We start from the raw sequence: 20,720 nt of genomic DNA on the forward strand, positions 1-20,720 counted from the left end.
AACTATCTAAAGCCTTGCCCCATCATCGCCATCCCATGCTCACGGCTCATACGTCACCCTGGAGACTGTACCGATGAGCACTGCCACACACCCCCGCTTCGAACACCTTCGCAGCGACCTCCACCAGATCGGCCACCAGTTGCTGGAGACTGAAGACTTCGCCGAGCCCGACCCGCCACCCGAGCTGGTCGCGCTGGAGGCCTTCGACACCGCGTTGAAGTCACACAACCAGACCTTTCTCGACAGTTGCCGCGCGCTCTATAAAGCCGTGCCGGATGCCGATCTGAAAAGCGCCGCAGGCCTGCAATTGCTGGCCGATTTGAAAGCCAACCTGAATAAACGCCTGCAAACCCTCGACCAGACGTCGGTGGCCGACGGCAAAGGGCGCCGCACCTACCTCACCGCCCAAGCCGGGCAACTGGCCCTGGAGAAGGAAGCCAGTCTCGGTCAGCGGGATCGCCTGCTACACCCGAATGAAGCCGGCTGGGTCAATGCCATCGGCCTGCGCCCGGACCTGCGCCCAGGCCTCTATGCCTTGACCTTCGATTACCGCGAAAAAACCGTGGAGCTGGCCGGTGCGTTTGTGATCGTTGAAAAAAATACCCCCGTGATCAGCACATTAACCAGCACCGAAGCCGTGGGCGGCGTCCTGCTGTTTACCCCACGTCGAGGCCTGGACAGTTTTACCAGCCTGGCCGACCTGAACGATCGCCTGCGCCAGAGCCTGGATAGCCCTTTGGGCAGGGAAGAATTTGCCGACTTACTGCCCCGGCGCTATCAATCCCTGGCAACGGGAGCGATCTGGCCGTTGGTCCTGCTGCCGATTGAGGGCGAGCCCGTGTTCGAACACGCCTACGATGCCCTGCTCGACAAGCGCAGCCTGGATATCGATTGGGCCTTGTCCCTGGAAGACAATCCAACCCACAGCGCCCGCCAGCTGTCGGCCGACCTGGAACGCGCCATCACCGCCGCCGCACCGGACCTCAGCGCCCGCCTGGAACTTCGCGCCCAGGTCTTGCTGGACCGCCACCTGTTGCTCAGCGCACCCGACTGGTATCGCAGCGCCACCGTCGCCGAACGCACCTCGGTCGCCCAACACCTGGGCGCCTACAACCGCGCACGCACGGACCTGCTCGAATCGTTCGGCCCCGCCGCCAGCCCCGAAGCCCTGGCGCGCTACCAAGTGCTTGAGCACTTGGCCGAGGATCTTGAAATAAACGACCTTGACCCCGAACACGTGCAAGTCAGCACCCGTCGGACCGTGGCCGGGGTTGGCGACTATGAGCAACAGAGCAGCCTGGTCCAACTCGCACTGCGTGGCCTGCACACCGACGACGAGGTGGCGGGTTCGGACTTCCTGAGCCATACCCGCATCACCTACAACGGCGATACCCTGCCTGAAGAGTATTCGGAGCTGACCCCTGGTTATCTGGTCCAACTGCTCGCCCGCCTGCAGCCACGCCTGCGCTTTCGGGAAGTGCAGCAACACATTCACAGCTCGCCTCAACTCAAGCAGGCCATCGGCCGTATGCTGGACCTGCGAATCAACGCCCTGGCCTATGTCGCCATGTTGCAGAACCACATCAGCAAAGACGATTACCAACTTATTCAAGACCTGCGTGGCGGCCAGACTAGCAACCTGAGTGCCGTTACCCTGTCATTCCATGGCGCCCAGCTCAATGATTTGTGGCTGCTGCGCCATATCGATGACGAAGGGCAAACCGAACGCATACTGCTCTGCGCGCCGGGCGCACCCAATACGCAACAATTCTTTGGCTTCAACCGGGCGTTCGACTGCCAGGCCTTTGTACTCAAATGGAGCGAGGACGACCCGGTTTCAGCCACGCCAACCATGGGGAACTACCTGGTGGGGCGCGTGGCCTTGCGCTTTCGCCCGAGCATGAGAAAGACCCTGACGGGCTTGAGCTTCAAGCCCCTGGACAAGGAGCATCTGAAGGTGGTGCTCGGGCCCTCCTGCACGCACGCTGAATGCCTGAAGTCGATGACAGGCCACTTCCTTTCCACTCAACTCGACGACTACCTGCTGGCCAGCCCGACCTGGTATCACTCAGCGACCGATGCGCAACGCACACGGTTGGCCAGCCTCGCCGAGGACATCGACGGCGCTACCCGCGCGCATGACGCGCTGTCCTTCTCGGCGGCGAGTTTCCCGACGTTCAAGACCTACCTGAAGGCTCAGGCCAAGCTCAGCATCAACCGCCTGCTGGGCCGCCCCGCCAACGACGTCGACCCGGACGATATACGTGTGCACTCCCCAAAGGCTCTGTTCGAACGGTTCACCACCCCGCCGATGACTTATACCCAGTTGTACCGGGACGGTTATGAGGATGGCATTGGGTTTATCAACAACAAGTTTTCCACCTCGGCCACCTTTACGGGCCCTGCGGACATCGACTTGTCTGCGCTGACACCGCAAATCGTCGCACGCTCGGTGACCGGCGTCTGGATCGGCCAACGCTACGCTGACGAAGTGCGCGCAAAATTGTTGAGCACCAGCAGCCTCGGCTACCGGAACCGGCGCGATGCAACCCTGGCTATCACTCAACTGCAGATGCTCTATGGCGCGCTGGGAAGCCAGCTGCAAGGCCATCTGGCCAGTGTCGATCTGGACTGGTTGCAATCCAGTATCAAGGGCATGGGTGACAGCGACACCGCCACCCGGCAGCGCTACCCTATCCATCGCCTGCTGGTTGACGGCGAATGGCTGATGGACCTGTATGTGTTCAGCCATGAAGGCAAGCCTAGCCTGCTCTACACGCCCAATGCGCCGGACAATATCGCCTGGCGTGAAGCGCGACTGTTCAACTTCCTGCTGAAGCACACCGAGGGGATGCTCGACTACCTTGTGCTTAAAACGGCAAAAGCTTCGCAGCCGCGCATTCGGCAATGGCTGGCGCAGGCCAGGGAGCAACTGCCTCAAACGCTGGATAAAACCACGTCCAGTACCCCGCGTTATGACAGCCTCGAACACATTGCTCCGCTGACCGACCTGCGTCAGTCGCTGTACAACATGAAGCTGCAACGCAAGATCGACGACGTGCATGCCACCACGGTCAATCGCACGAAGATGATCACCGATATTTTGTGGACCTGTATCGAGCTCGTCACCGCCGTCGTCACGGCTCCGTTCCCGATACTGAGCCTGAGCACCGGCCTGTTGCTGGCGTTCAAGGATGCCATGCTCGCCTTGCACGCCTATAACCAGGGCGACCACAGCGAAGCCTTGCAACATTTATTCAGCTACCTGCTCAACAGTGCCGGCGGGCTGCTGACCGACCTGCGCCCCGCGCTGACAGCCGCCAATATCATCAAAAAGGCCCCCCGTTTACTACTACGCAACACGGTGAATGAGCAGGCCGCCAGATTGATCAAGCAACTGGAGCCCGAGTCGCCCACCCTGGCCGGCATGCAACCGGTGATGTTCGAGGGCCAGTCGCTCTGGACCACACGGCAACCTAACTCGATGGGGCGCTATCTGCTGTACCGTTACGACGCCGCCAGTGACCAGCTATTGTCCACCTCGAGGCTGGTCAGCCCCGACAATGAAGGGCGTTGGGTGCGTTTCGCCGTGCCCGGCGGTGGCCGCCCCTATAAAAAACTTCCGGAAGAACTGCACCCACTGGCCCGCTACGAAATACCGCCGGGCGAATGGCGCGATTTTGAAGCCGTGCTGGACCCACGTTTTGCTCAACAGCAGCGCGATCTGGCTTCTTATGCCGCTGCGGGTTTCGAAAAAGCGCAGTTGCAAAACAGCGCCGCAGCCCTGGAACCGCAGCGCAGAATGCACTTCAAACAGGTCGAACAGTTGAAGGCAGATGCGCAAGATTTCTTCAGCAACCGGCCGGTTGAACCACCGCGCGTCGATGTTCTGGACTTCGCCGACACAGACACTCACGCACAGATTCTGACCAAGGCGTTCAGCGAAGCCAACGGCATAATCCTCGGTGAAATAGCCCCATCCATTGCCAGCAAGCAGTTTTTGATCCAGAACATGAAGCAGCTCGCCGACCTGGGGGTCAAGCGGTTATACATCGAGTTTCTGCCACGGGACGTTTTCAAACTCAAGCTGACCAAGCACAACACCGTCAAGCTCTCAAAACACATCGATAAGCACCTCAAGCTTATGGATGAAAGCCTGGGCTTTGCCAAGGACGCGCCCTACTCCTATCGGGCCTTGATGCGTGAAGCTCGTGAACACGGTGTCAATCTGCACGGCCTTGACGCCAGCAGCTCCTACGACATGGATAACCTTTTGAGCCTGGGCGATAACCGCACCTGGGTGCCCCAGCCCAATTTCGTACGCAACTTCTATTCAAGCAAAGTCCTTGAGGCCGACATTAAAGCCGCCCCCACAGAACGCTGGGTAGTCCTTACCGATCAGCAACGCGTGAACACCTACAACAAGGTGCCGGGGCTGGCGGACTTGCAAAAGACCGTCAGCATCCGCATCGAAGACATCGCCATCGGCCAGCCCGCCGCGATCGCCAAGGACTTGCCGGGCTCAATACCGGGAGATCTTGCCGCCAAAGCCGATTTCAAATTGACGGTGCCGTCCAGCTACCGCGCCGCGCCGCAGCCGGGTACGTCGAGGACACTTCAGCCGCCAGCCGTGGAACCGCACTTCAGTCAGTTTGATCTCGATGAGCAGCATCTGGATCCGTTCAGGCGTGTGGAAGGGAGGCAGCATGGGGCGGACAGTCGGTACGGGGCACCGATCGGTTCCCCGGAGCAACGAGCACAAATAGCCTTCGTAAATAACCGCGTACGACTGGACGGTGCAACCAGGGACTTTTTCACCCATTACACCTCGAGAGTCCGCGCCGCGCTGCCAACATTGGGCCCTTCCGGCAAGCTCAAGGACTTTTTGAAGGCCGTCTACAAGCGAGGTAACGGCCTGATAATCGGTGAGACCCATGCGCACCAGAGCAGCAAAAGATGGCTGATCGAACACCTTACCGACCTGAAACAGCAAAAGGTCAAAACCTTGTACGTGGAACACTTGCAAACCGACCTGCATCAAGCTGACCTGGATCTTTTCAACCGCACCGGGCGCATGCCCGACAACCTGAAAAACTTCCTCATCAGCCAGAACAGAGGGCACATGCGGGAGTATTCGGGGCCTGATAATTACACCAACGTGCTGGAGGCCGCCAACAAACTGGGCATACGCATACGCGCTTTGGATTGCAGCGCCAGCTACTATCTCAAAGGCATGGAAGAGTCAAAAATAGCGCGCACCCGCCTATTCAACTTCCACGCCCACAAAGTGATCGAGGCCGACCAGGCCGCGCAAGGTCCGCACAAATGGGTCGCGTTCATGGGGAACTCTCACACCGACACGTATATGAAAATACCCGGTGTCGCCCAGCTACAGGATGCGGTCAGCTTGGATATTGAGGACGCAGCGCCAGGTCTTGGCCGGGAATTGCATACGGGTTATTGGCGAGTCAAACCCAAAGCTATCGGAGAGCAACTCACGTACGCATCACGCAGTGATTTCAAGCTGGACGTCAGCATCGCCGGCCAGCGCGCACCCTCTGCGCTGGACACAAGCCGGATCAAACACAAGGGTGAGTTTCTGATACATCAGTCATCCCCCTCAGAAATAAAACTCTGGCATCGTTCATTGGACGACCAAGTGAAGAATACTCCGATCCAGATTGACGATAACGGCCTGTTCCATATTGACCGTTGGACATCGATCCAGAACAACAGGTATGAAAGCCTGGAAGAGCTGATCGACGATCTGATTAACGTGGTCAAGCTGACGCCGCTCGAACCTTACTGATCGCCTGACACGCCCTGCCTGCGAATGGCTCGCAGGGCTTTTCTGAGCAATGAAGCCCCAAACAAAAAAGTCGTTTCAGATTCACGCCCAGCTGCCGATACAACTCCACACCCTGCAGCTGGCTCCAAAATCAATAACCGCCCAGCCCCCCCTCATTCTTGCGGAGCATTCAATGAATAGCTGGTTCGGCAACATCAGCGTCAACCTCAAACTCGGCCTTGGCTTCGGCCTGGTGCTGGTCCTCACCTCGATCCTGGCCCTGACCGGCTGGACCAGCCTGGGCGGTTTGATCGACCGCAGCAACTGGATGAGCGATATCACCCAGCTCAACGCCTCACTGACCAAACTGCGCATCGTGCGCCTGCAATATATGCTGGCCAACGGTGATGAAGCCGTGGCGCAGAACGTACAGACCAGCCTTGATGCCTTCGCCGCCCAGCAACAAAAACTGCTGGATAGCTTCAAGAGCCCGGAAAACCTCAAGCTGCTCAATGAACAGAAAGCCGTCATCAACGCGTATCAGCAATCGCTGAACAAAATGCGCGAGGCCTATCGCAACGGTAACGCTGCGCGACAGGTGATGGGCGATAAAGCCGACGTCGCCAACGCACAAATCAACGCACTGGACACCAACGTGCAGCAGATGCCGGAAAGCCCGGAGCGTTTCGCACAATTCCAGGCCGTGGCCAACGCCAAGCAAGAGTTCCTGCTGGCGCGCTACGAAGTGCGTGGTTACACCAACAACGTCAACGCAGAAAATGAAGCCCGCGCCGCTGCACAAATCGAAAAAACCATCACCGTGCTGAAAAGCCTCAACGCCGTCTTCGGCAGCAGCCAGCAAACCGCGCTGGCTTCGCTGGACACCGCACTCGGCGCCTATCGCAGCGCCGTGCAGAGCTACAAGGCGGCCAACGCTAATATCGTCACAGCCCGTGCCGAGATGACCACCCAAGGCACCGATATCGTCACCATCAGCGACAAGCTGTACGACATCCAGTTGGAACGCCGCGACGCCGAAAGCGCCCAGGCCCGTAGCCTGCAATTGATCAGTACCTTGCTGGCGCTGTTGGTCGGCATCATCGCGGCGCTGGTGATCACTCGCCAGATCACCCGTCCGCTGCAAGACACCCTGGCCGTGGTCGAACGCATTGCCTCCGGAGACCTGAGCCACAACATCCAGGTCACCCGCCGTGATGAGCTGGGTGTGCTGCAACAAGGCATCCAACGCATGGGCACCACCTTGCGTGAACTGATCAGCGGGATCCGTGATGGTGTGACCCAGATCGCCAGCGCCGCCGAAGAGCTGTCGGCGGTCACCGAGCAGACCAGCGCCGGCGTCAACAGCCAGAAGATCGAGACAGACCAGGTCGCCACGGCGATGCATGAGATGACCGCCACCGTGCAGGAAGTGGCGCGCAACGCCGAACAGGCTTCCCTGGCCGCAGCCGATGCCGATGGGCAGGCCCGTGCGGGCGACAAAGTGGTGGCCGAGGCCATCGCCCAGATCGAACGCCTGGCCGCTGAAGTGGCACGCTCCACCGACGCCATGGCGCACCTGCAACAGGAGAGCAACAAGATCGGCAGCGTCATGGATGTGATCAAGGCCGTGGCCGAACAGACCAACCTGCTGGCCCTCAACGCCGCGATTGAAGCGGCGCGCGCCGGTGAAGCCGGACGTGGGTTCGCCGTGGTTGCCGACGAAGTGCGTGGCCTGGCCCAGCGTACGCAGAAATCCACCGAAGAAATCGAAGGCCTGGTGGCCGGTTTGCAGAACGGCACCCAGCAAGTGGCCAATGTGATGAACAACAGCCGCAGCCTCACCGACAGCAGCGTCGAGTTGACCCGCAAGGCTGGCGTATCACTGGAAAACATCACCCGCACAGTGTCGAACATCCAGTCGATGAACCAGCAGATCGCCGCCGCCGCCGAAGAGCAGAGCGCCGTGGCCGAAGAGATCAGCCGCAGCATCGTGAACGTGCGCGATGTGTCTGAGCAGACCGCTACGGCGAGTGACGAGACGGCCAAGTCGAGTGTGGAACTGGCGAGGCTGGGGAGCCAGTTGCAGCAGATGGTCAGTCATTTCCGGGTGTAAGAACCAAAGAAGCCGCCTCGGCATTAACCGAGGCGGTTTTTTATTGCCCGCGTTACGGCTCTCAGCCCTCGCCCTCCTCAACAAACACCAGCCGATTTCCAAACGGGTCCTTGATACTCATCTCCCGCGAGCCCCAAGGTGTTTGCTCAACGCCAGGCTTGGCATAACGGTAATCCCTGGCCTGCAACTGCTGCTGGTACGCGTCCACCCCTTGCGCCTGGATCCGCACCGCTGCGCCCGGCGACGCATCGCCATGGTGCTCGGACAAATGCAGCACGCACTCACCCAGCGACACCTGCAGGTACAACGGGAAATTGGCCTCGAAGCGATGCTGCCAATCGACCTTGAACCCCAGGAAGTCGACGTAGAACTCCAATGCCTTGGCCTCGTCGAAAATCCGCAGGACAGGGGTGACTTTTCCTAAGTGCATCGCGCGCGCTCCATGTTTGAGAGCGCCCACTATAGAGTTGAAAACCCCCGCCGCAAATCCCCACTACGCGCCAGGAATCGACCCGGCCGCTGGCCCGTCACCTGCCCTTCGCGGTAGCTCAACACCCCGTTGACCCACACCCCTTCGATCCCTTCGGCGGCACGCTGCGGCTCTATAAAATCCGCCACGTCGCGCACGCGCAGCGGGTCGAACAACACCAGGTCGGCCCAGTGCCCTTCACGAATCTGCCCGCGTTCAGTGAGGCCGAAGCGCGCCGCCGAGAGCCCGGTCATCTTGTGCACCGCCGTGTGCAACGGGAACAAGCCGACATCACGGCTGAAATGTCCCAGCACCCGAGGGAACGCGCCCCACAACCGCGGGTGCGGAAACGGGTCTTCGGGCAAACCGTCGGAGCCCACCATCGACAGCGGGTGCGCGAGAATACGTCGCACGTCCGCTTCATCCATTCCGTAGTACACCGCCCCCGCCGGTTGCAGGCGGCGGGCGGCGTCCATCAGCGAAACGCCCCACTCGCCAGCAATGTCCTGCAGGTCACGCCCGCCCATTTCAGGCTGTGGCGTGGACCAGGTGATGGTGATGCGAAACGCGTCGGTGACCTGCTTGAGGTCCAGGGTCGAAGAACTGGCCGCGTAGGGATAGCAATCACACCCCACCGGATGGGTTTTCGCCGCGGCTTCCAGCGCCGCCAACAGCTGCGGGCTGCGCCCCCAGTTACCCGCACCCGCGCACTTGAGGTGGGAAATAATCACGGGCGCCCTGGCATGCCGGCCGATCTGGAACGCTTCGTCCATCGCGTCCAGCACTGGTTCGAATTCACTGCGCAAGTGGGTGGTGTACACCGCGCCGTAAGCCGTCAGTTCTTCGCTCAGTTGCAACACCTCATCGGTCTCTGCATTGAAGGCGCTGGCGTAGGCCAGGCCTGTGGATAAACCGAGGGCGCCGGCGTCAAGGCTCTCCTGCAGCTGCACCCGCATGGCCGCGATTTCATCTGCGCAAGCGGTGCGGTGCAGGTCGTCCATATGGTTGCTGCGCAGTGCCGTGTGGCCGATCAGTGCAGCGACATTGACCGCAGGGTGGGCGCGTTCCACGGCGGCGCGATAATCGACAAAACGCGGGTAGGCAAACGCTTCGGCGTTGCCCAGCAGGTTCATCGGGTCCGGCGGATCGCCGCGCAGGCTGACAGGCGATGCGCTGATGCCACAGTTGCCGACAATCACCGTGGTCACGCCCTGGCTGAGCTTGGGCAGCATCTGCGGATGGCGGATCACCACCGTGTCGTCGTGGGTGTGCACATCGATAAAGCCCGGCGCCAGGACGCGGCCAGCGGCGTCGATCACATGCTCCGCCACCGCCGTGGACAGGTCGCCGATCGTCTCGATACGCCCGTTGCGCACGCCCACATCCGCGAGGTACCCAGGGCTGTTGCTGCCATCAATGATCAGCGCCTGGCGAATCAGCGTGTCGTACTTCATTTCAGTCTCCAAGCGGCAGGCTGTCGGGGCCGCCGCGGTAGTCGTCCAAGGCCAGTTTGATCCGGCGTAGGCGTTCCTGGTTGGCGTCAGGCTTGGCCAGTGCCAGCTCGGTGGCCAGCAGGTCAATGGCCAGCAACATGCCGTAGCGCGCAGCCGTGGGTTTGTAGATAAAGCTGGTTTCCGCCGGTTGCAGCGGCAGCAGCACATCCGCCAGCCCGGCCAGGGGCGAATCCGCCAGGGTGATGGCGATAATGCGCGCGCCGTAGTTGCGCGCCAGCGTCACCACGTCCAGAAGTTCAGGGGTAAGACCCGTCAGCGAGCAGACAATCAGCGCCTGTTCCGGCCCGAGGGTCGCGGCGGTCACGCGCATCATCACTGGGTCATGGCAGGCCGCAATCGGATAGCCCAGGCGCACCAGGCGCACCTGCAGTTCATCGCTGCACAGGCTCGACGGGCCGCCCATGCCAAACGCGTGAATCATGCGGGCCTTGCCGAGCAGGCTGACGGCGTCGGCGAAGCTGTGCTGATTGAAGCCCGACAGGTGCTGGCGCAACGTCGCTTCGATATCGCCGAGTATCTGCCGATGAAACGCCGACTGTTCCGGCAACCCCGCCGGGTCCAGGAAGCGGCTGCCCACCCCGCTGGCCTGGGCCAGTTGCAGGCGCAGGTCACGCAAATCGCGGCAACCGACACTGCGGGCAAAACGCGACAAGGTGGCCGTGCTGACCTCGGCCCGTTGCGACAGCTCTTCCAGACTGGCCGACGCGGCAAAGCCCACGTCATCGAGCATCAGCTTGGCGATGCGCCCTTCGCCGGCGCTGAAGGAATCCTGGCGGGCGCGGATCTGGTAGAGGATGTCCATGGGGGCTCCGGTTACAAGAGACAGGACAGACCATAAGTGAGACCGAAGGCAACCACCGAAATCAGGGTTTCCAGCACGGTCCAGGTCTTGAAGGTCTGGATCACCGTCATATTGAAGTATTCCTTGATCAGCCAGAAGCCGCCGTCGTTGACGTGGGAAAAGATCACCGAACCCGCACCCGTCGCCAGTACCAGCAATTCAGGGTGTGGATAACCCATCCCCAGGGCAACCGGCGCGACCACACCCGACGCCGTGGTCATCGCCACCGTGGCCGAGCCCGTGGCGATACGCATCAGCGCGGCGAACAACCAACCCATCACCAGCGGCGATAGCTGGAACGCGTTGGCCAGGCCGAGAATTTCATGGGTGACACCGGCATCCACCAGAATGCGATTCAAGCCGCCGCCCGCGCCCACCAGCAGGGTGATGCTCGCCGTAGGCGCCAGGCATTCATTGGTGAACTTGAGGATTGACTCACGGTTGAAGCCCTGGGCCAGGCCCAAGGTCCAGAAACTCACCAGGGTCGCCACCAGCAGCGCGATCACCGAGTTGCCGATGAATAACAGGAATTGGTTGAAACCGGTGCCCGGCGTGGAAATCACGTTGGCCCAGCCGCCGATCATCATCAGCACCACCGGCAACAGGATGGTGGCCATGGTCAGTGCGAAGCTCGGCAGACGGGTCCGTGGTTCGCGCTCGATGAACTGGCGTTCCAGCGGGTTTTCCGCCGGCAGGTGGATACGCGGCACGATGAACTTGGCGTAGACCGGGCCGGCGATAATCGCCGTCGGAATACCGATCAGGATTGCATACAGCACGGTCTGCCCGACCGAGGCGTTATACGCCAGCACCGCCATCATCGCCGCCGGGTGCGGCGGTACCAACGCATGCACCACCGACAGGCCGGCCACCATCGGCAGGCCGACCATCAGGATCGACACGCCCACGCGCCGTGCCACGGTGAAAGCGATCGGCACCAGCAAGACAAAGCCCACCTCGAAAAACAGCGGCAGCCCCACCAGAAACGCGATGCAGACCATCGCCCAGTGGGCGTTGCGCTCGCCGAAACGGTTGATCAACGTACGCGCCACCTGCTCCGCGCCACCGGACTCGGCCATCATCTTGCCGAGCATGGTGCCCAGCGCCACGACCAGGGCGATATGCCCCAGGGTCTTGCCAACCCCGGCTTCGTAGGAGCCCATGATGGTGTCCGCTGGCATCCCGGCCATCAGCGCCAGGCCAATGGACACCAGGGTGATGACGATAAACGGGTTGAGTCGGTAACGTGCGATCAGCACGATCAAAGCGATGATGGCGATGGCAGCGTATGCCAACAGCCCGAAGCCCGGTGATGCGGCCATGCGGTACTCCTCGGAAAGGGTCACGTCGAATAGGTTGTGAAACTCATAAATCATTACCGAGGAGGATTTTCAAACCTCATGAAAATAATTTTCGCCCACGGATAAGCACTGTCGCGATGGGATATGCCCGACGCAGCCAGATGAAAATTCAGGGGGTGTTCTTACATGACGTCCGAGAACAAGGCTGGAAACTCAACGAGCGCGGTTGAGTCATACACTGCACATCCATCGATGCCAGGAAAAACACAGATGATTCGCACGACACTCGCCGCCGGCGCCCTGTTTCTTGCCGTGTGCGGCACTGCGGCCGCCGCCGATAACCCGGCGCTGACAAAATGCATGGACGGCGCCAACACCACCGCAGAGATGGTCGGTTGCAACGTCAAGGAGGCCAAGGTGCAGGACGCCCGGCTGAACAAGGCTTACAAGACCGCGCTGGCCGCCCAGGAAGGCAACCGCAGGGACCAATTGCAGGATCTGCAGCGCCTGTGGATCAAGTACCGTGACGCCAATTGCGCCTTTGCCGGCAGTGCCACCGGCGGCACCATCGATCAGGTCAACGGCTCCGGCTGCGTGCTGGACATGACCCAGACCCGCGCCCAGGAACTGGAAGACCTGGTCGGGCCGTAACACGGTGGCCTGCCACCGCACCCGATCAATCGTGATGCACCTTTGCACGCTTGAGCAGCTTCTTGCAGCGCTCCGACAAATGCAGCACGCGCAGATGTTTGCCCGCCTTGCTGTAGCGCTCGCGCAAGGTCATCAGCGCGGCAATCGCTGAATAGTCGACGAAGCTCAGGTGACGACAATCGAGCGTCACCTGGGCCGGGTCGTTGGCCGGGTCGAATTGATTCAGGAACGGCGTGGTCGAGGCAAAGAACAAGGTGCCGTGCAGACGGTAGAGCTTGCTGCCGTCGGCTTCCAGGTGTTCATCGGCATACAGCTCACGCGCCTGTTGCCAGGCGAAGTTCAGCGCCGCAATCACGATGCCGCAGAGCACAGCGGTCGCAAGGTCAGTGAACACAGTGATCACCGTCACCGCCATGATCACCAGCACGTCATTGAGCGGCACCTTGTTGATCACCCGCAACGACGCCCAGGCAAAGGTCTGCTGGGACACCACGAACATCACCCCCACCAGCGCCGCCAGCGGAATCCGCTCGATCAGCGGCGACAGAAACAGAATGAACAACAGGATCATCACCCCGGCGAACACCCCGGAGAACCGTCCACGCCCGCCGGAACTGAGGTTGATCACGGTTTGCCCGATCATCGCGCAACCGCCCATGCCGCCGAACAGGCCCGAGACCATGTTCGCAGCGCCCAGGGCCACGCTTTCGCGGTCGGGGTAGCCACGGGTTTCGGTAATTTCATCGGTAAGGTTGAGGGTCAGCAGGGTTTCCAGCAGGCCGACCATGGCCATCAGGAACGCATAGGGCGCAATGATGCCCAGGGTTTCGAAGGTCCAGGGGATCTGCGGCAGCGCGAAGGTCGGCAGGCCGCCGGCGATGTGTGCCATGTCGCCAAGGGTACGGGTGGGCAGGCCGAGCAGGTACACCGCCAGGCCCACGCCGAGGATCGCTACCAGGGCAGGCGGCACGGCGCGAGTCAGGCGCGGCAGCAGGTAGACAATGGCCATGGTGGCCGCAACCAGCCCGGCCATCACGTACAGCGGCGTACCGCTGAGCCAGGTGTCACCGCTCTTGAAGTGCTCCAGCTGCGCCAGCGCAATGATAATCGCCAGGCCGTTGACGAACCCCAGCATCACCGGGTGCGGCACCATGCGCACCAGCTTGCCCAGGCGCAACAGGCCGAAAGCGACCATGATCAATCCGCCCAGCAGCACCGTCGCCAGCAAATACTCCATGCCGTGCTGCACCACCAGCGCCACGATCACCACAGCCATCGAACCGGCCGCTCCGGAGACCATACCGGGGCGACCACCGAACAGCGCAGTGAGGGTGCAGATGATGAACGCGCCGTAGAGCCCCATCAACGGGTTGAGATGGGCCACCAGGGCGAAGGCGATGCATTCGGGCAGCAAGGCAAATGACGTGGTGAGGCCGGCCAGGGCGTCGGCGCGCAGACGGGTGAGGTTCATGGAATACCGGGAATTGCGGGGATGAGGCGGGGAATGGTACGGAATTGAGCGAGGTGGGGCTAGCCTCGAGGACTTCGGTCGTCTCAATCGGGGGCAAGCCCCCTCCCACATTGAATGCATTCCAGAGTTGGAACACCGTCAAGTGTGGGAGGGGGCTTGCCCCGGTACAAACCGGGGACATCGTTTACATTTCTAACCGGGGACATGGTTTACAGGTTAATACGCATGATCAGGAGGTAACTGATCATGCCCTGGAACCAAGAGTCTCCGATGAATCAACGAATCAGACTGGTTGCCGACTGGCTTTCTGGCAACTACACCAAAAGCCAGTTGGCACGTCGCTTTGACGTTAGTCGGCCTACGGTCGACAAATGGATTGCCCGGCACAACGGCGATTTAAAGTCCTTATCCGAGCTGTCCCGACGACCTCACAACAGCCCAAATAAAACCGACGACGAGATCTTGGCTCGTGTGGTGGCGATGAAGGAGGCCCACGATAAATGGGGGCCTAAGAAGCTTCTCGAACTATTACGGCTTGAAGATCCTTCCGTCGCCTGGCCTTCTCCAAGTACAGCGGGCCAGTGGCTTGAACGACTTGGGCTCGTCAACAAACGACGTTTCAAGCGCCGGCACAGTATTTCCCAGGCAGAAATGCGAGAGGCCAACGAACCTAACAAGACTTGGTGCGCTGATTACAAAGGGCAATTCAAGATGCTTGACGCGCAGATGTGCTTCCCTTTGACCGTTACAGACCACGCGTCCCGGATGATTCTGGCGTGCAGGGCCCATCCCCAGATCAAGACCCAGCCAGTAAAACAAGCATTTGAAAGGCTTTTTCAGGAGTACGGCATGCCGGAAGTTATCCGTTCGGACAACGGGGTTCCGTTCGCCTCTCCGGGTCTGGCAAGAATGTCCACATTGGCAGTTTGGTGGATTCGTCTGGGCATCTATCCGGAGCGCACCATGCCAGGAAGACCCGCCCAGAATGGTCGCCATGAGCGAATGCACCGTAGTTTGAAACTTGAGCTGCCCATAGGGAAAAACTTAGTCGAGCAGCAGCTTTTGCTGGAGCATTTCAGGCATGAGTTCAATTACGTACGCCCTCATGAAGCCCTCGGCATGAAACGTCCGGGAGACCTATATGTGCCGTCTACCCGACTTTACCCAGGCTGTTTGCCCGATGTGGAGTATCCCGCAGAAATGAGGGTTCGCAGCGTCAGACAGGACGGATCGATCAAATGGAACGGCAAGTTGTTATTTGTCAGCGAGGCACTATCTGGGGAAAGGATAGGACTCAAAGAAGTTGAAGATGATGTTTGGGATTTGTACCTGTGTGATTATCCCCTGGGGAGGCTTGGGCGAGGTATGACCCGCGTCCAGGCCTCAAATGTGTAAACGATGTCCCCGGTTTCAGATGTAAACGATGTCTACGGTTCTACACCCCGATGGCCGCACCTCGGTATCACCCGAACATCACACCATCTCGTTGCGAATCCACTCAACCACCGACGTACGCTTCGGCGCCCAGCCCAGCAGTTCACGGGCCTGCTTGCCGCGCACCCGGCTGTTGGAGCCCAGGCCATAGTTGGCCATTTCATAACCCCACTCGGCCTCCGCCTCGGCCAGTGGCCAGTCCTGCGGTTCGCCCAGGCCAAGCGCCTGCGCGATGGCGGTGGTCATGTCGATGAACGCAGCTTCGCTGCTTTCCACGAAGTAGAACGTGCCCGGCACATTCTTCGTCAGCGCCAGCTGATACAACGCGACCACGTCTTCGATATGCACGTTGGACCAGATGTTCTGCCCCGGCCCCACATGGCGTACCACGCCACTTTTGCGGGCCTGCTTGAGCAAGCGCGGCAATTGCACGCTGTCACGCTTCACGCCCAGGCTGTGACCGTAGATCAGGGTGTTACAGATCACCGCCGAATTCACCCCGTCCTTGGCCGCGGCCAGGACCAGGTCATCGATCGCCACGCGAGCGGCCTTGTCGACGGTCGGCTGCGGCAGATTGTCTTCAAAGTAAATGACATCACTGGCCTTACCGCCCGACGCATCGCCGACGATGCTTGAACCGCTGGTGTGCAGAAACACCTTGTTGGAGCCTTTCAAGGCGGCCAGCAGGGTTTCAACGGCAGCACGGTGGTCGCTGCTGGCGGCATTGATCACCGCATCGGCGTGCTGCGCCTGTTCGGTCAATACGGCGGCGTCATCCAGGGTGCCGATCACCGGGATTATACCGAGCGCAGTCATTTCAGTGGCTTGCTCGGCGCTGCGCACCAAGCCGGTGACGGTGTGCCCGGCCTTGGCCAGACCGGTGGCGATGGAGCCGCCGATAAAACCGGCTGCGCCGGTAACGAATACATGCATGGAGAGTGCTCCTGACTGGGTAAGTGATGGGCCCAGTATCCAGCAGCCTATGCGGCCGAATAAGCCCGTGTCGGCCAATTCACTCTTGCGTGGCAGTCACGAATCAAAGGGCATAACGCGCCAGCTTGGCCTGGATAAAATCCAGGAAGCACTGGATACGCAATGCCAGTTGCGAGTTGCGGTAGTACACCGCATGGATCGGCTGGCGATAGCCGCTATTGAACGTTTCCAGCAGCGGTACCAGGCGCCCGACCTCGATGTCTTCATGGGTCATGAAGTTTGATAGGCAGCAAATGCCCTGCCCCTCAAGGGCCAGGTGGCGCAGGGTTTCACCGCTGGAGGCGGCAATGTCCGGCTGGATCAGCCAGCGGTCGCCTTCCACATGGCGCAGCGGCCAATGGTTGAGGGAGTCGGTCTGGGTGAACCCCAGCAACGTATGCTCGGCCAGTTCGGCGACGGTGCTCGGCGTGCCGCGCTGCTTGAGGTAGTCGGCGCTGGCCAGGATGTGCAGCGGCGTGCTGCCCAGCGCGCGGGCATGCAGGGTGGAGTCGGCCAGGGTGCCGATACGGATGGCAATGTCGGTGCTTTGCTCCAACAGGTCGATGATCAGGTCGTCGCTGTTCAGCTCCAGCTGGATGTCCGGGTAGAGGCTACGAAACTCGCCGATGTAGGGCATGATCCCGTGCAGCATGAACGGCACCGCCGCATTGATGCGCAGCCGTCCGGCGGGTTTTTTCTGGCGTGACGACAGACGCTCCTCCAGCGCTTCCATCTGCGCCAGGATCACCTTGGCCTGCTCGAAGAAGTAACGGCCCTCCTCGGTCAGGTCCATGCGTCGCGTGGTGCGGTTGATCAGGGTGGTGTCGAGCTTGGCTTCCAGGCGCGACAAGCTGCGGCTGACCGCCGACGGCGTTTGCCCGACCTGCTCGGCGGCAGCGGAAATCGAGCCGCATTCAATCACACTGACGAAAATCTGCAGTTCATCGGATCGGGCTCTCATGGGCAGTCCTTCTCATCGGCTCACGAATCAGCGCTCATTATTAACCAACCAGCAACAAATGAGCGCCCAGCAGAGCCATGCCCGTGAAAAAAACCCGCTTGAACCACAGCACGCTGATGCGCTGGCGTAGCGCCTGGCCCAGCCACATGCCCAGCAATGCCGGCACCAGTGCCAACAACGACGCACCGACCTCACCGCCGCCGAGCGCACCGCGCCAGGCCAGCCCGGCGGCCAACGCCAGGGTCGACACGCTGAACGACAGCCCCAGCGCCTGCACCAGTTGATCGCGACTCAAGCCTAATGCTTGCAGGTACGGCACCGCAGGAATCACGAACACGCCGGTGGCCGAAGTGATGAGGCCGGTGATCAACCCACACAGCGGGCCCAGCCAGCGCTCGGTTCGGGGCGCGACCTTGAAGGTGGGCAAGAACAAACCACTCAGCGCATACACCAACAGCGCCCCGCCCAGCGCGCGGACCACCCACGGCCCAGCGTCCATGCCCAGCCACAGCGTGCCCAGCCCGGTGCCGAGGGCAATCAGCACGAACATCGGCCACAACCGCTTGAGCAAGGCACTCAAGTGACCACCCAGCGCCAGTTGCCAGAGGTTGGTGACCGTCGAAGGAATGATCAGCAATGCCGCAGCCTGCGCCGGCAACATAGCCAGGCCGAGCATGCCCATGGCCACGGTGGGCAGGCCCAGGCCGATCACGCCCTTGACGGTGCCGGCCAGCAGGAAGGTGCCCATCACCAGCAGAGTCAGGGCTGGACCGAGGGTTTGGTAGAACGTCAGGAAAGTAGTCATGACCCGATTGTGCGATGTTGCTGAGCCGCTGGAAATTCACCATATACTGAGGCAGCCTCTTGTTTTGAATGAGGCTGAGGACAACCTGAGCATGCACTTTGACCTGACCGACCTGCGCCTCTACCTGAACATACTCGACACCGGCAACATCACCGCCGGCGCCGCCCGCAGCCATTTATCCCTGGCCGCCGCCAGCGCCCGCATTCGGGCGATGGAGGCGTCACTGGGCATCGAGTTGCTCGAGCGTGGCCGGCGTGGCGTCACCCCGACACCGGCCGGCAAAGCCCTGGGCCGCCACGCCCGCCTGCTGTTGCAACAGGCCGAGCATCTGCAACACGACCTGGCGGAGTACGCCAACGGCGTCAAAGGCCAGGTGCGCTTGCTGTGCAATACCACCGCCCTCAGCGAATACCTGCCGGAACGCTTGGCCGACTTTCTGTGCGAGCACCCCAACCTGGATATCGACCTGCAGGAGTTGCCCAGCCTGCGTATCACCCAGGCGCTGCGCCAGGGTACGGCCGACCTGGGCATCATCTCCGATGCGGTTGACACCTCCGGCTTGCAGACCCTGCCCTTTCACGACGACCCGCTGGTGCTGATCATGCCGTTGGGGCATTCGCTGGCGAGCAGCACGGTGAGTTTCATCGACAGCCTGCAACACGACTATGTGGGCCTCGCCGCCAGCAGTGCGCTGGCGGTTTACCTTGAGGAGCAGGCACTGCATGCGGGGTTTCGTCTGCAAACGCGCATTCGCGCCGAAGGTTTCGACGGGGTGATCCGCATGGTCGCCCGCGGTGCGGGCCTGGGCATCGTGCCCCAGGCCGCCCTGGACCGCTGGCCGCAGCAAGGTTGCATCAAGGCCCAGCCCCTCAAGGAAGACTGGGCCTGTCGCCAACTGCTGCTCTGCGCGCGATCGTTCGACCAACTGCCCGGTTATGCCAGGGCCTTGTTCGACACCTTGGCCCTGCCCTTGCGGAAAAACCCGTAGTACACCGCGCTGAGGATCAGCAGGAACGGCACGCCAAACACCAGGGTCATCCTGAACGCTTCGGTAAAATACGTGGTGATCATCACCGCGCCCATCAGCACCAGCCCCAGCAGCGTGCTGTAGGGAAACAGGCGCAGCTCGAAGGACAGCCTCGGCCCGCCATGGCGCCTGCGGTAGCGCCGGAAAAACAGGTGGGTGAGGAAGATCATGAACCAGGTGAAGATTGCGCCGAACATCGAGATTGCCATCATCAGCGTGAACGAGCTTTCCGGGTACACCACGTTGAGCAGGGTCGCCAACGCGATACCGGAGCTGGACAGCAGCAACGCATTCAGCGGGATGCCGCTCTTGCTCAACGCGCCCATGGACCTGGGCGCAAAACCTGCGCGCGACAGGCTGAACATCATGCGCGTGGTGATGTAGAGCTGACTGTTCATCGCCGACAGCGCGGCGATCAGGATCACGAAGTTCATCACCCCGGTGGCGCCGGGAATGCCGATGGTCTGCATCACCGTGACGAACGGGCTCTGGGCCTGACCGGCCTGGTTCCACGGCACGATGGCGAGCATCAGCGCCAGGGTCAGCAGGTAGAACACCACCAGGCGCACGATGGTTGCGCGAAAGGCTTTCTTCACCGCCTGTTCCGGGTCGGCCGCTTCACCGGCCGCCACTGCGATCATCTCCACACTCAAATAACTGAAGATCGACACGATCACCGCCATCCACATACCGCTCAACCCATGGGGGAAAAACCCGTCATGGGCGGTGTAGTTCTGCACGCCGTAATCCGGGTTGCCCGAACCGAACACCACGTACACCGCCAGGATAATGAAGCCGACAATGGCGCTGATCTTGATGGTGGAGAACCAGTACTCGAAGTTGCCGAAGGTCTTCACGCTGATCGCGTTGAGCAGAATCAGCACGCTGGAAAACGACACGATCCACACCCATTCCGGCACGTTGGCGAACCAGTACTTCATGTACATCGCCACCGCCGTCACCTCGGCCCCCACGGCCAACACGATCGCCGCCCAGTAGGCATACCGCACCAGGAACCCGGCCAGCGGGCTGATGTAGAACTCGGCGTAGGCGCCAAAAGAGCCGGAGGTGGAATGGGCCACCGTCATCTCGGCCAGGCACCCCATCAGGATCAAGGTGATCAGCGCACCGATGGCGTAGCTCAGCAACACGCTGGGGCCGGCGTAGCCAATCGCGTAGGCGCTGCCCATGAACAGCCCGGTGCCAATGGCGCCGCCGATGGCGATCATGCTCATCTGCCCGGAAGTGAGCTGGCGCCGGAGGCCCAGTTCGCGGTGGGTAATTTCTGCAAAGCCGTTGTCTGGCGTGGTCACGTGATGTGCCCCTTTTATTATTGTGGTTGCACTATTTAGCGGTTGTCACAGATCCCTGTG

Annotated in this window: 13 protein-coding genes and 2 pseudogenes; 6 read left to right on the top strand and 9 right to left on the bottom strand. The window is 61.0% G+C overall.

The window, feature by feature from the left end; all coding sequences use genetic code 11:
• The first annotated feature begins 73 nt into the window (after nt 1-73).
• From C4J94_RS22820 to C4J94_RS28210, 3 genes and pseudogenes are all read left to right on the top strand, one after another.
• A complete protein-coding gene (locus C4J94_RS22820) occupies nt 74-5,809 on the top strand; it encodes a membrane-targeted effector domain-containing toxin (RefSeq protein WP_124388173.1) in 5,736 nt (1,911 codons plus the stop codon).
• Between the two features lie 172 nt (nt 5,810-5,981).
• Nucleotides 5,982-6,998: pseudogene (locus C4J94_RS28205) on the top strand (methyl-accepting chemotaxis protein); the annotation flags it as partial.
• Between the two features lie 309 nt (nt 6,999-7,307).
• A pseudogene (locus C4J94_RS28210) lies at nt 7,308-7,901 on the top strand (methyl-accepting chemotaxis protein); the annotation flags it as partial.
• Nucleotides 7,902-7,962: 61 nt separating this feature from the next.
• Here C4J94_RS28210 and C4J94_RS22830 read toward each other — a convergent pair.
• From C4J94_RS22830 to C4J94_RS22845, 4 genes are read right to left on the bottom strand one after another with little or no spacing between them, the layout of a single operon-like run.
• Nucleotides 7,963-8,331: a glyoxalase superfamily protein gene (locus C4J94_RS22830; RefSeq protein WP_124388175.1), complete on the bottom strand. Its 369-nt coding sequence runs from the start codon at nt 8,329-8,331 to the stop codon at nt 7,963-7,965.
• A 29-nt stretch (nt 8,332-8,360) separates the two neighbouring features.
• The gene (locus C4J94_RS22835; RefSeq protein WP_124388176.1) at nt 8,361-9,824 is read right to left on the bottom strand and encodes an amidohydrolase family protein; all 1,464 of its coding nucleotides are present in this window, start codon (nt 9,822-9,824) and stop codon (nt 8,361-8,363) included.
• 1 nt (nt 9,825) lies between these two features.
• Complete coding sequence (locus C4J94_RS22840; RefSeq protein ID WP_124388177.1) at nt 9,826-10,686, bottom strand: MurR/RpiR family transcriptional regulator; 861 nt, start codon at nt 10,684-10,686, stop codon at nt 9,826-9,828.
• A gap of 11 nt (nt 10,687-10,697) precedes the next feature.
• On the bottom strand, nt 10,698-12,047 hold the full coding sequence (locus C4J94_RS22845; RefSeq protein WP_256657587.1) for a gluconate:H+ symporter: 1,350 nt from the start codon (nt 12,045-12,047) through the stop codon (nt 10,698-10,700).
• Between the two features lie 249 nt (nt 12,048-12,296).
• Between C4J94_RS22845 and C4J94_RS22850 the strand changes: the two genes are divergently transcribed.
• Nucleotides 12,297-12,677, top strand: a complete 381-nt coding sequence (locus C4J94_RS22850) for a lysozyme inhibitor LprI family protein (protein ID WP_124388179.1) — start codon at nt 12,297-12,299, stop codon at nt 12,675-12,677.
• A 25-nt stretch (nt 12,678-12,702) separates the two neighbouring features.
• Here the strand turns inward: C4J94_RS22850 and C4J94_RS22855 are convergent, their stop codons facing one another.
• Complete coding sequence (locus C4J94_RS22855) at nt 12,703-14,148, bottom strand: SulP family inorganic anion transporter (protein WP_124388180.1); 1,446 nt, start codon at nt 14,146-14,148, stop codon at nt 12,703-12,705.
• Between the two features lie 246 nt (nt 14,149-14,394).
• Between C4J94_RS22855 and C4J94_RS22860 the strand changes: the two genes are divergently transcribed.
• A complete protein-coding gene (locus C4J94_RS22860) occupies nt 14,395-15,543 on the top strand; it encodes an integrase core domain-containing protein (RefSeq protein WP_124384542.1) in 1,149 nt (382 codons plus the stop codon).
• Nucleotides 15,544-15,621: 78 nt separating this feature from the next.
• Here C4J94_RS22860 and C4J94_RS22865 read toward each other — a convergent pair whose 3' ends face one another.
• The 3 genes from C4J94_RS22865 to C4J94_RS22875 form a co-directional block, all read right to left on the bottom strand.
• Entirely contained in the window at nt 15,622-16,515 is an 894-nt protein-coding gene (locus tag C4J94_RS22865) for an NAD-dependent epimerase/dehydratase family protein (RefSeq protein WP_124388181.1), read from the bottom strand.
• 103 nt (nt 16,516-16,618) lie between these two features.
• Nucleotides 16,619-17,515 carry a LysR family transcriptional regulator gene (locus C4J94_RS22870; RefSeq protein WP_124388182.1) on the bottom strand — a complete coding sequence of 299 codons (897 nt, stop codon included), beginning with the start codon at nt 17,513-17,515 and terminating at the stop codon, nt 16,619-16,621.
• 40 nt (nt 17,516-17,555) lie between these two features.
• Entirely contained in the window at nt 17,556-18,320 is a 765-nt protein-coding gene (locus C4J94_RS22875; protein WP_124388183.1) for a sulfite exporter TauE/SafE family protein, read from the bottom strand.
• Between the two features lie 91 nt (nt 18,321-18,411).
• Here C4J94_RS22875 and C4J94_RS22880 point away from each other — a divergent pair, with 91 nt between their 5' ends.
• On the top strand, nt 18,412-19,308 hold the full coding sequence (locus C4J94_RS22880; protein WP_124388184.1) for a LysR substrate-binding domain-containing protein: 897 nt from the start codon (nt 18,412-18,414) through the stop codon (nt 19,306-19,308).
• On the opposite strand, the gene C4J94_RS22885 is transcribed toward C4J94_RS22880, so the two are convergent.
• The gene (locus tag C4J94_RS22885) at nt 19,254-20,660 is read right to left on the bottom strand and encodes an amino acid permease (protein WP_124388185.1); all 1,407 of its coding nucleotides are present in this window, start codon (nt 20,658-20,660) and stop codon (nt 19,254-19,256) included. The two genes, C4J94_RS22880 and C4J94_RS22885, sit on opposite strands and share 55 nt — an antisense overlap.
• Nucleotides 20,661-20,720 lie beyond the last annotated feature (60 nt).

It is taken from the genome of Pseudomonas sp. R5-89-07, from assembly GCF_003851685.1.
Classification (GTDB): Bacteria; Pseudomonadota; Gammaproteobacteria; order Pseudomonadales; family Pseudomonadaceae; genus Aquipseudomonas.

Coding starts and splice junctions, on each gene's coding strand:
- C4J94_RS22820 (WP_124388173.1), top strand. CDS start 74: ATGAGCACTGCCACACACCCCCGCTTCGAACACCTTCGCAGCGACCTC.
- C4J94_RS22830 (WP_124388175.1), bottom strand. CDS start 8,331: ATGCACTTAGGAAAAGTCACCCCTGTCCTGCGGATTTTCGACGAGGCC.
- C4J94_RS22835 (WP_124388176.1), bottom strand. CDS start 9,824: ATGAAGTACGACACGCTGATTCGCCAGGCGCTGATCATTGATGGCAGC.
- C4J94_RS22840 (WP_124388177.1), bottom strand. CDS start 10,686: ATGGACATCCTCTACCAGATCCGCGCCCGCCAGGATTCCTTCAGCGCC.
- C4J94_RS22845 (WP_256657587.1), bottom strand. CDS start 12,047: ATGGCCGCATCACCGGGCTTCGGGCTGTTGGCATACGCTGCCATCGCC.
- C4J94_RS22850 (WP_124388179.1), top strand. CDS start 12,297: ATGATTCGCACGACACTCGCCGCCGGCGCCCTGTTTCTTGCCGTGTGC.
- C4J94_RS22855 (WP_124388180.1), bottom strand. CDS start 14,148: ATGAACCTCACCCGTCTGCGCGCCGACGCCCTGGCCGGCCTCACCACG.
- C4J94_RS22860 (WP_124384542.1), top strand. CDS start 14,395: ATGCCCTGGAACCAAGAGTCTCCGATGAATCAACGAATCAGACTGGTT.
- C4J94_RS22865 (WP_124388181.1), bottom strand. CDS start 16,515: ATGCATGTATTCGTTACCGGCGCAGCCGGTTTTATCGGCGGCTCCATC.
- C4J94_RS22870 (WP_124388182.1), bottom strand. CDS start 17,515: ATGAGAGCCCGATCCGATGAACTGCAGATTTTCGTCAGTGTGATTGAA.
- C4J94_RS22875 (WP_124388183.1), bottom strand. CDS start 18,320: ATGACTACTTTCCTGACGTTCTACCAAACCCTCGGTCCAGCCCTGACT.
- C4J94_RS22880 (WP_124388184.1), top strand. CDS start 18,412: ATGCACTTTGACCTGACCGACCTGCGCCTCTACCTGAACATACTCGAC.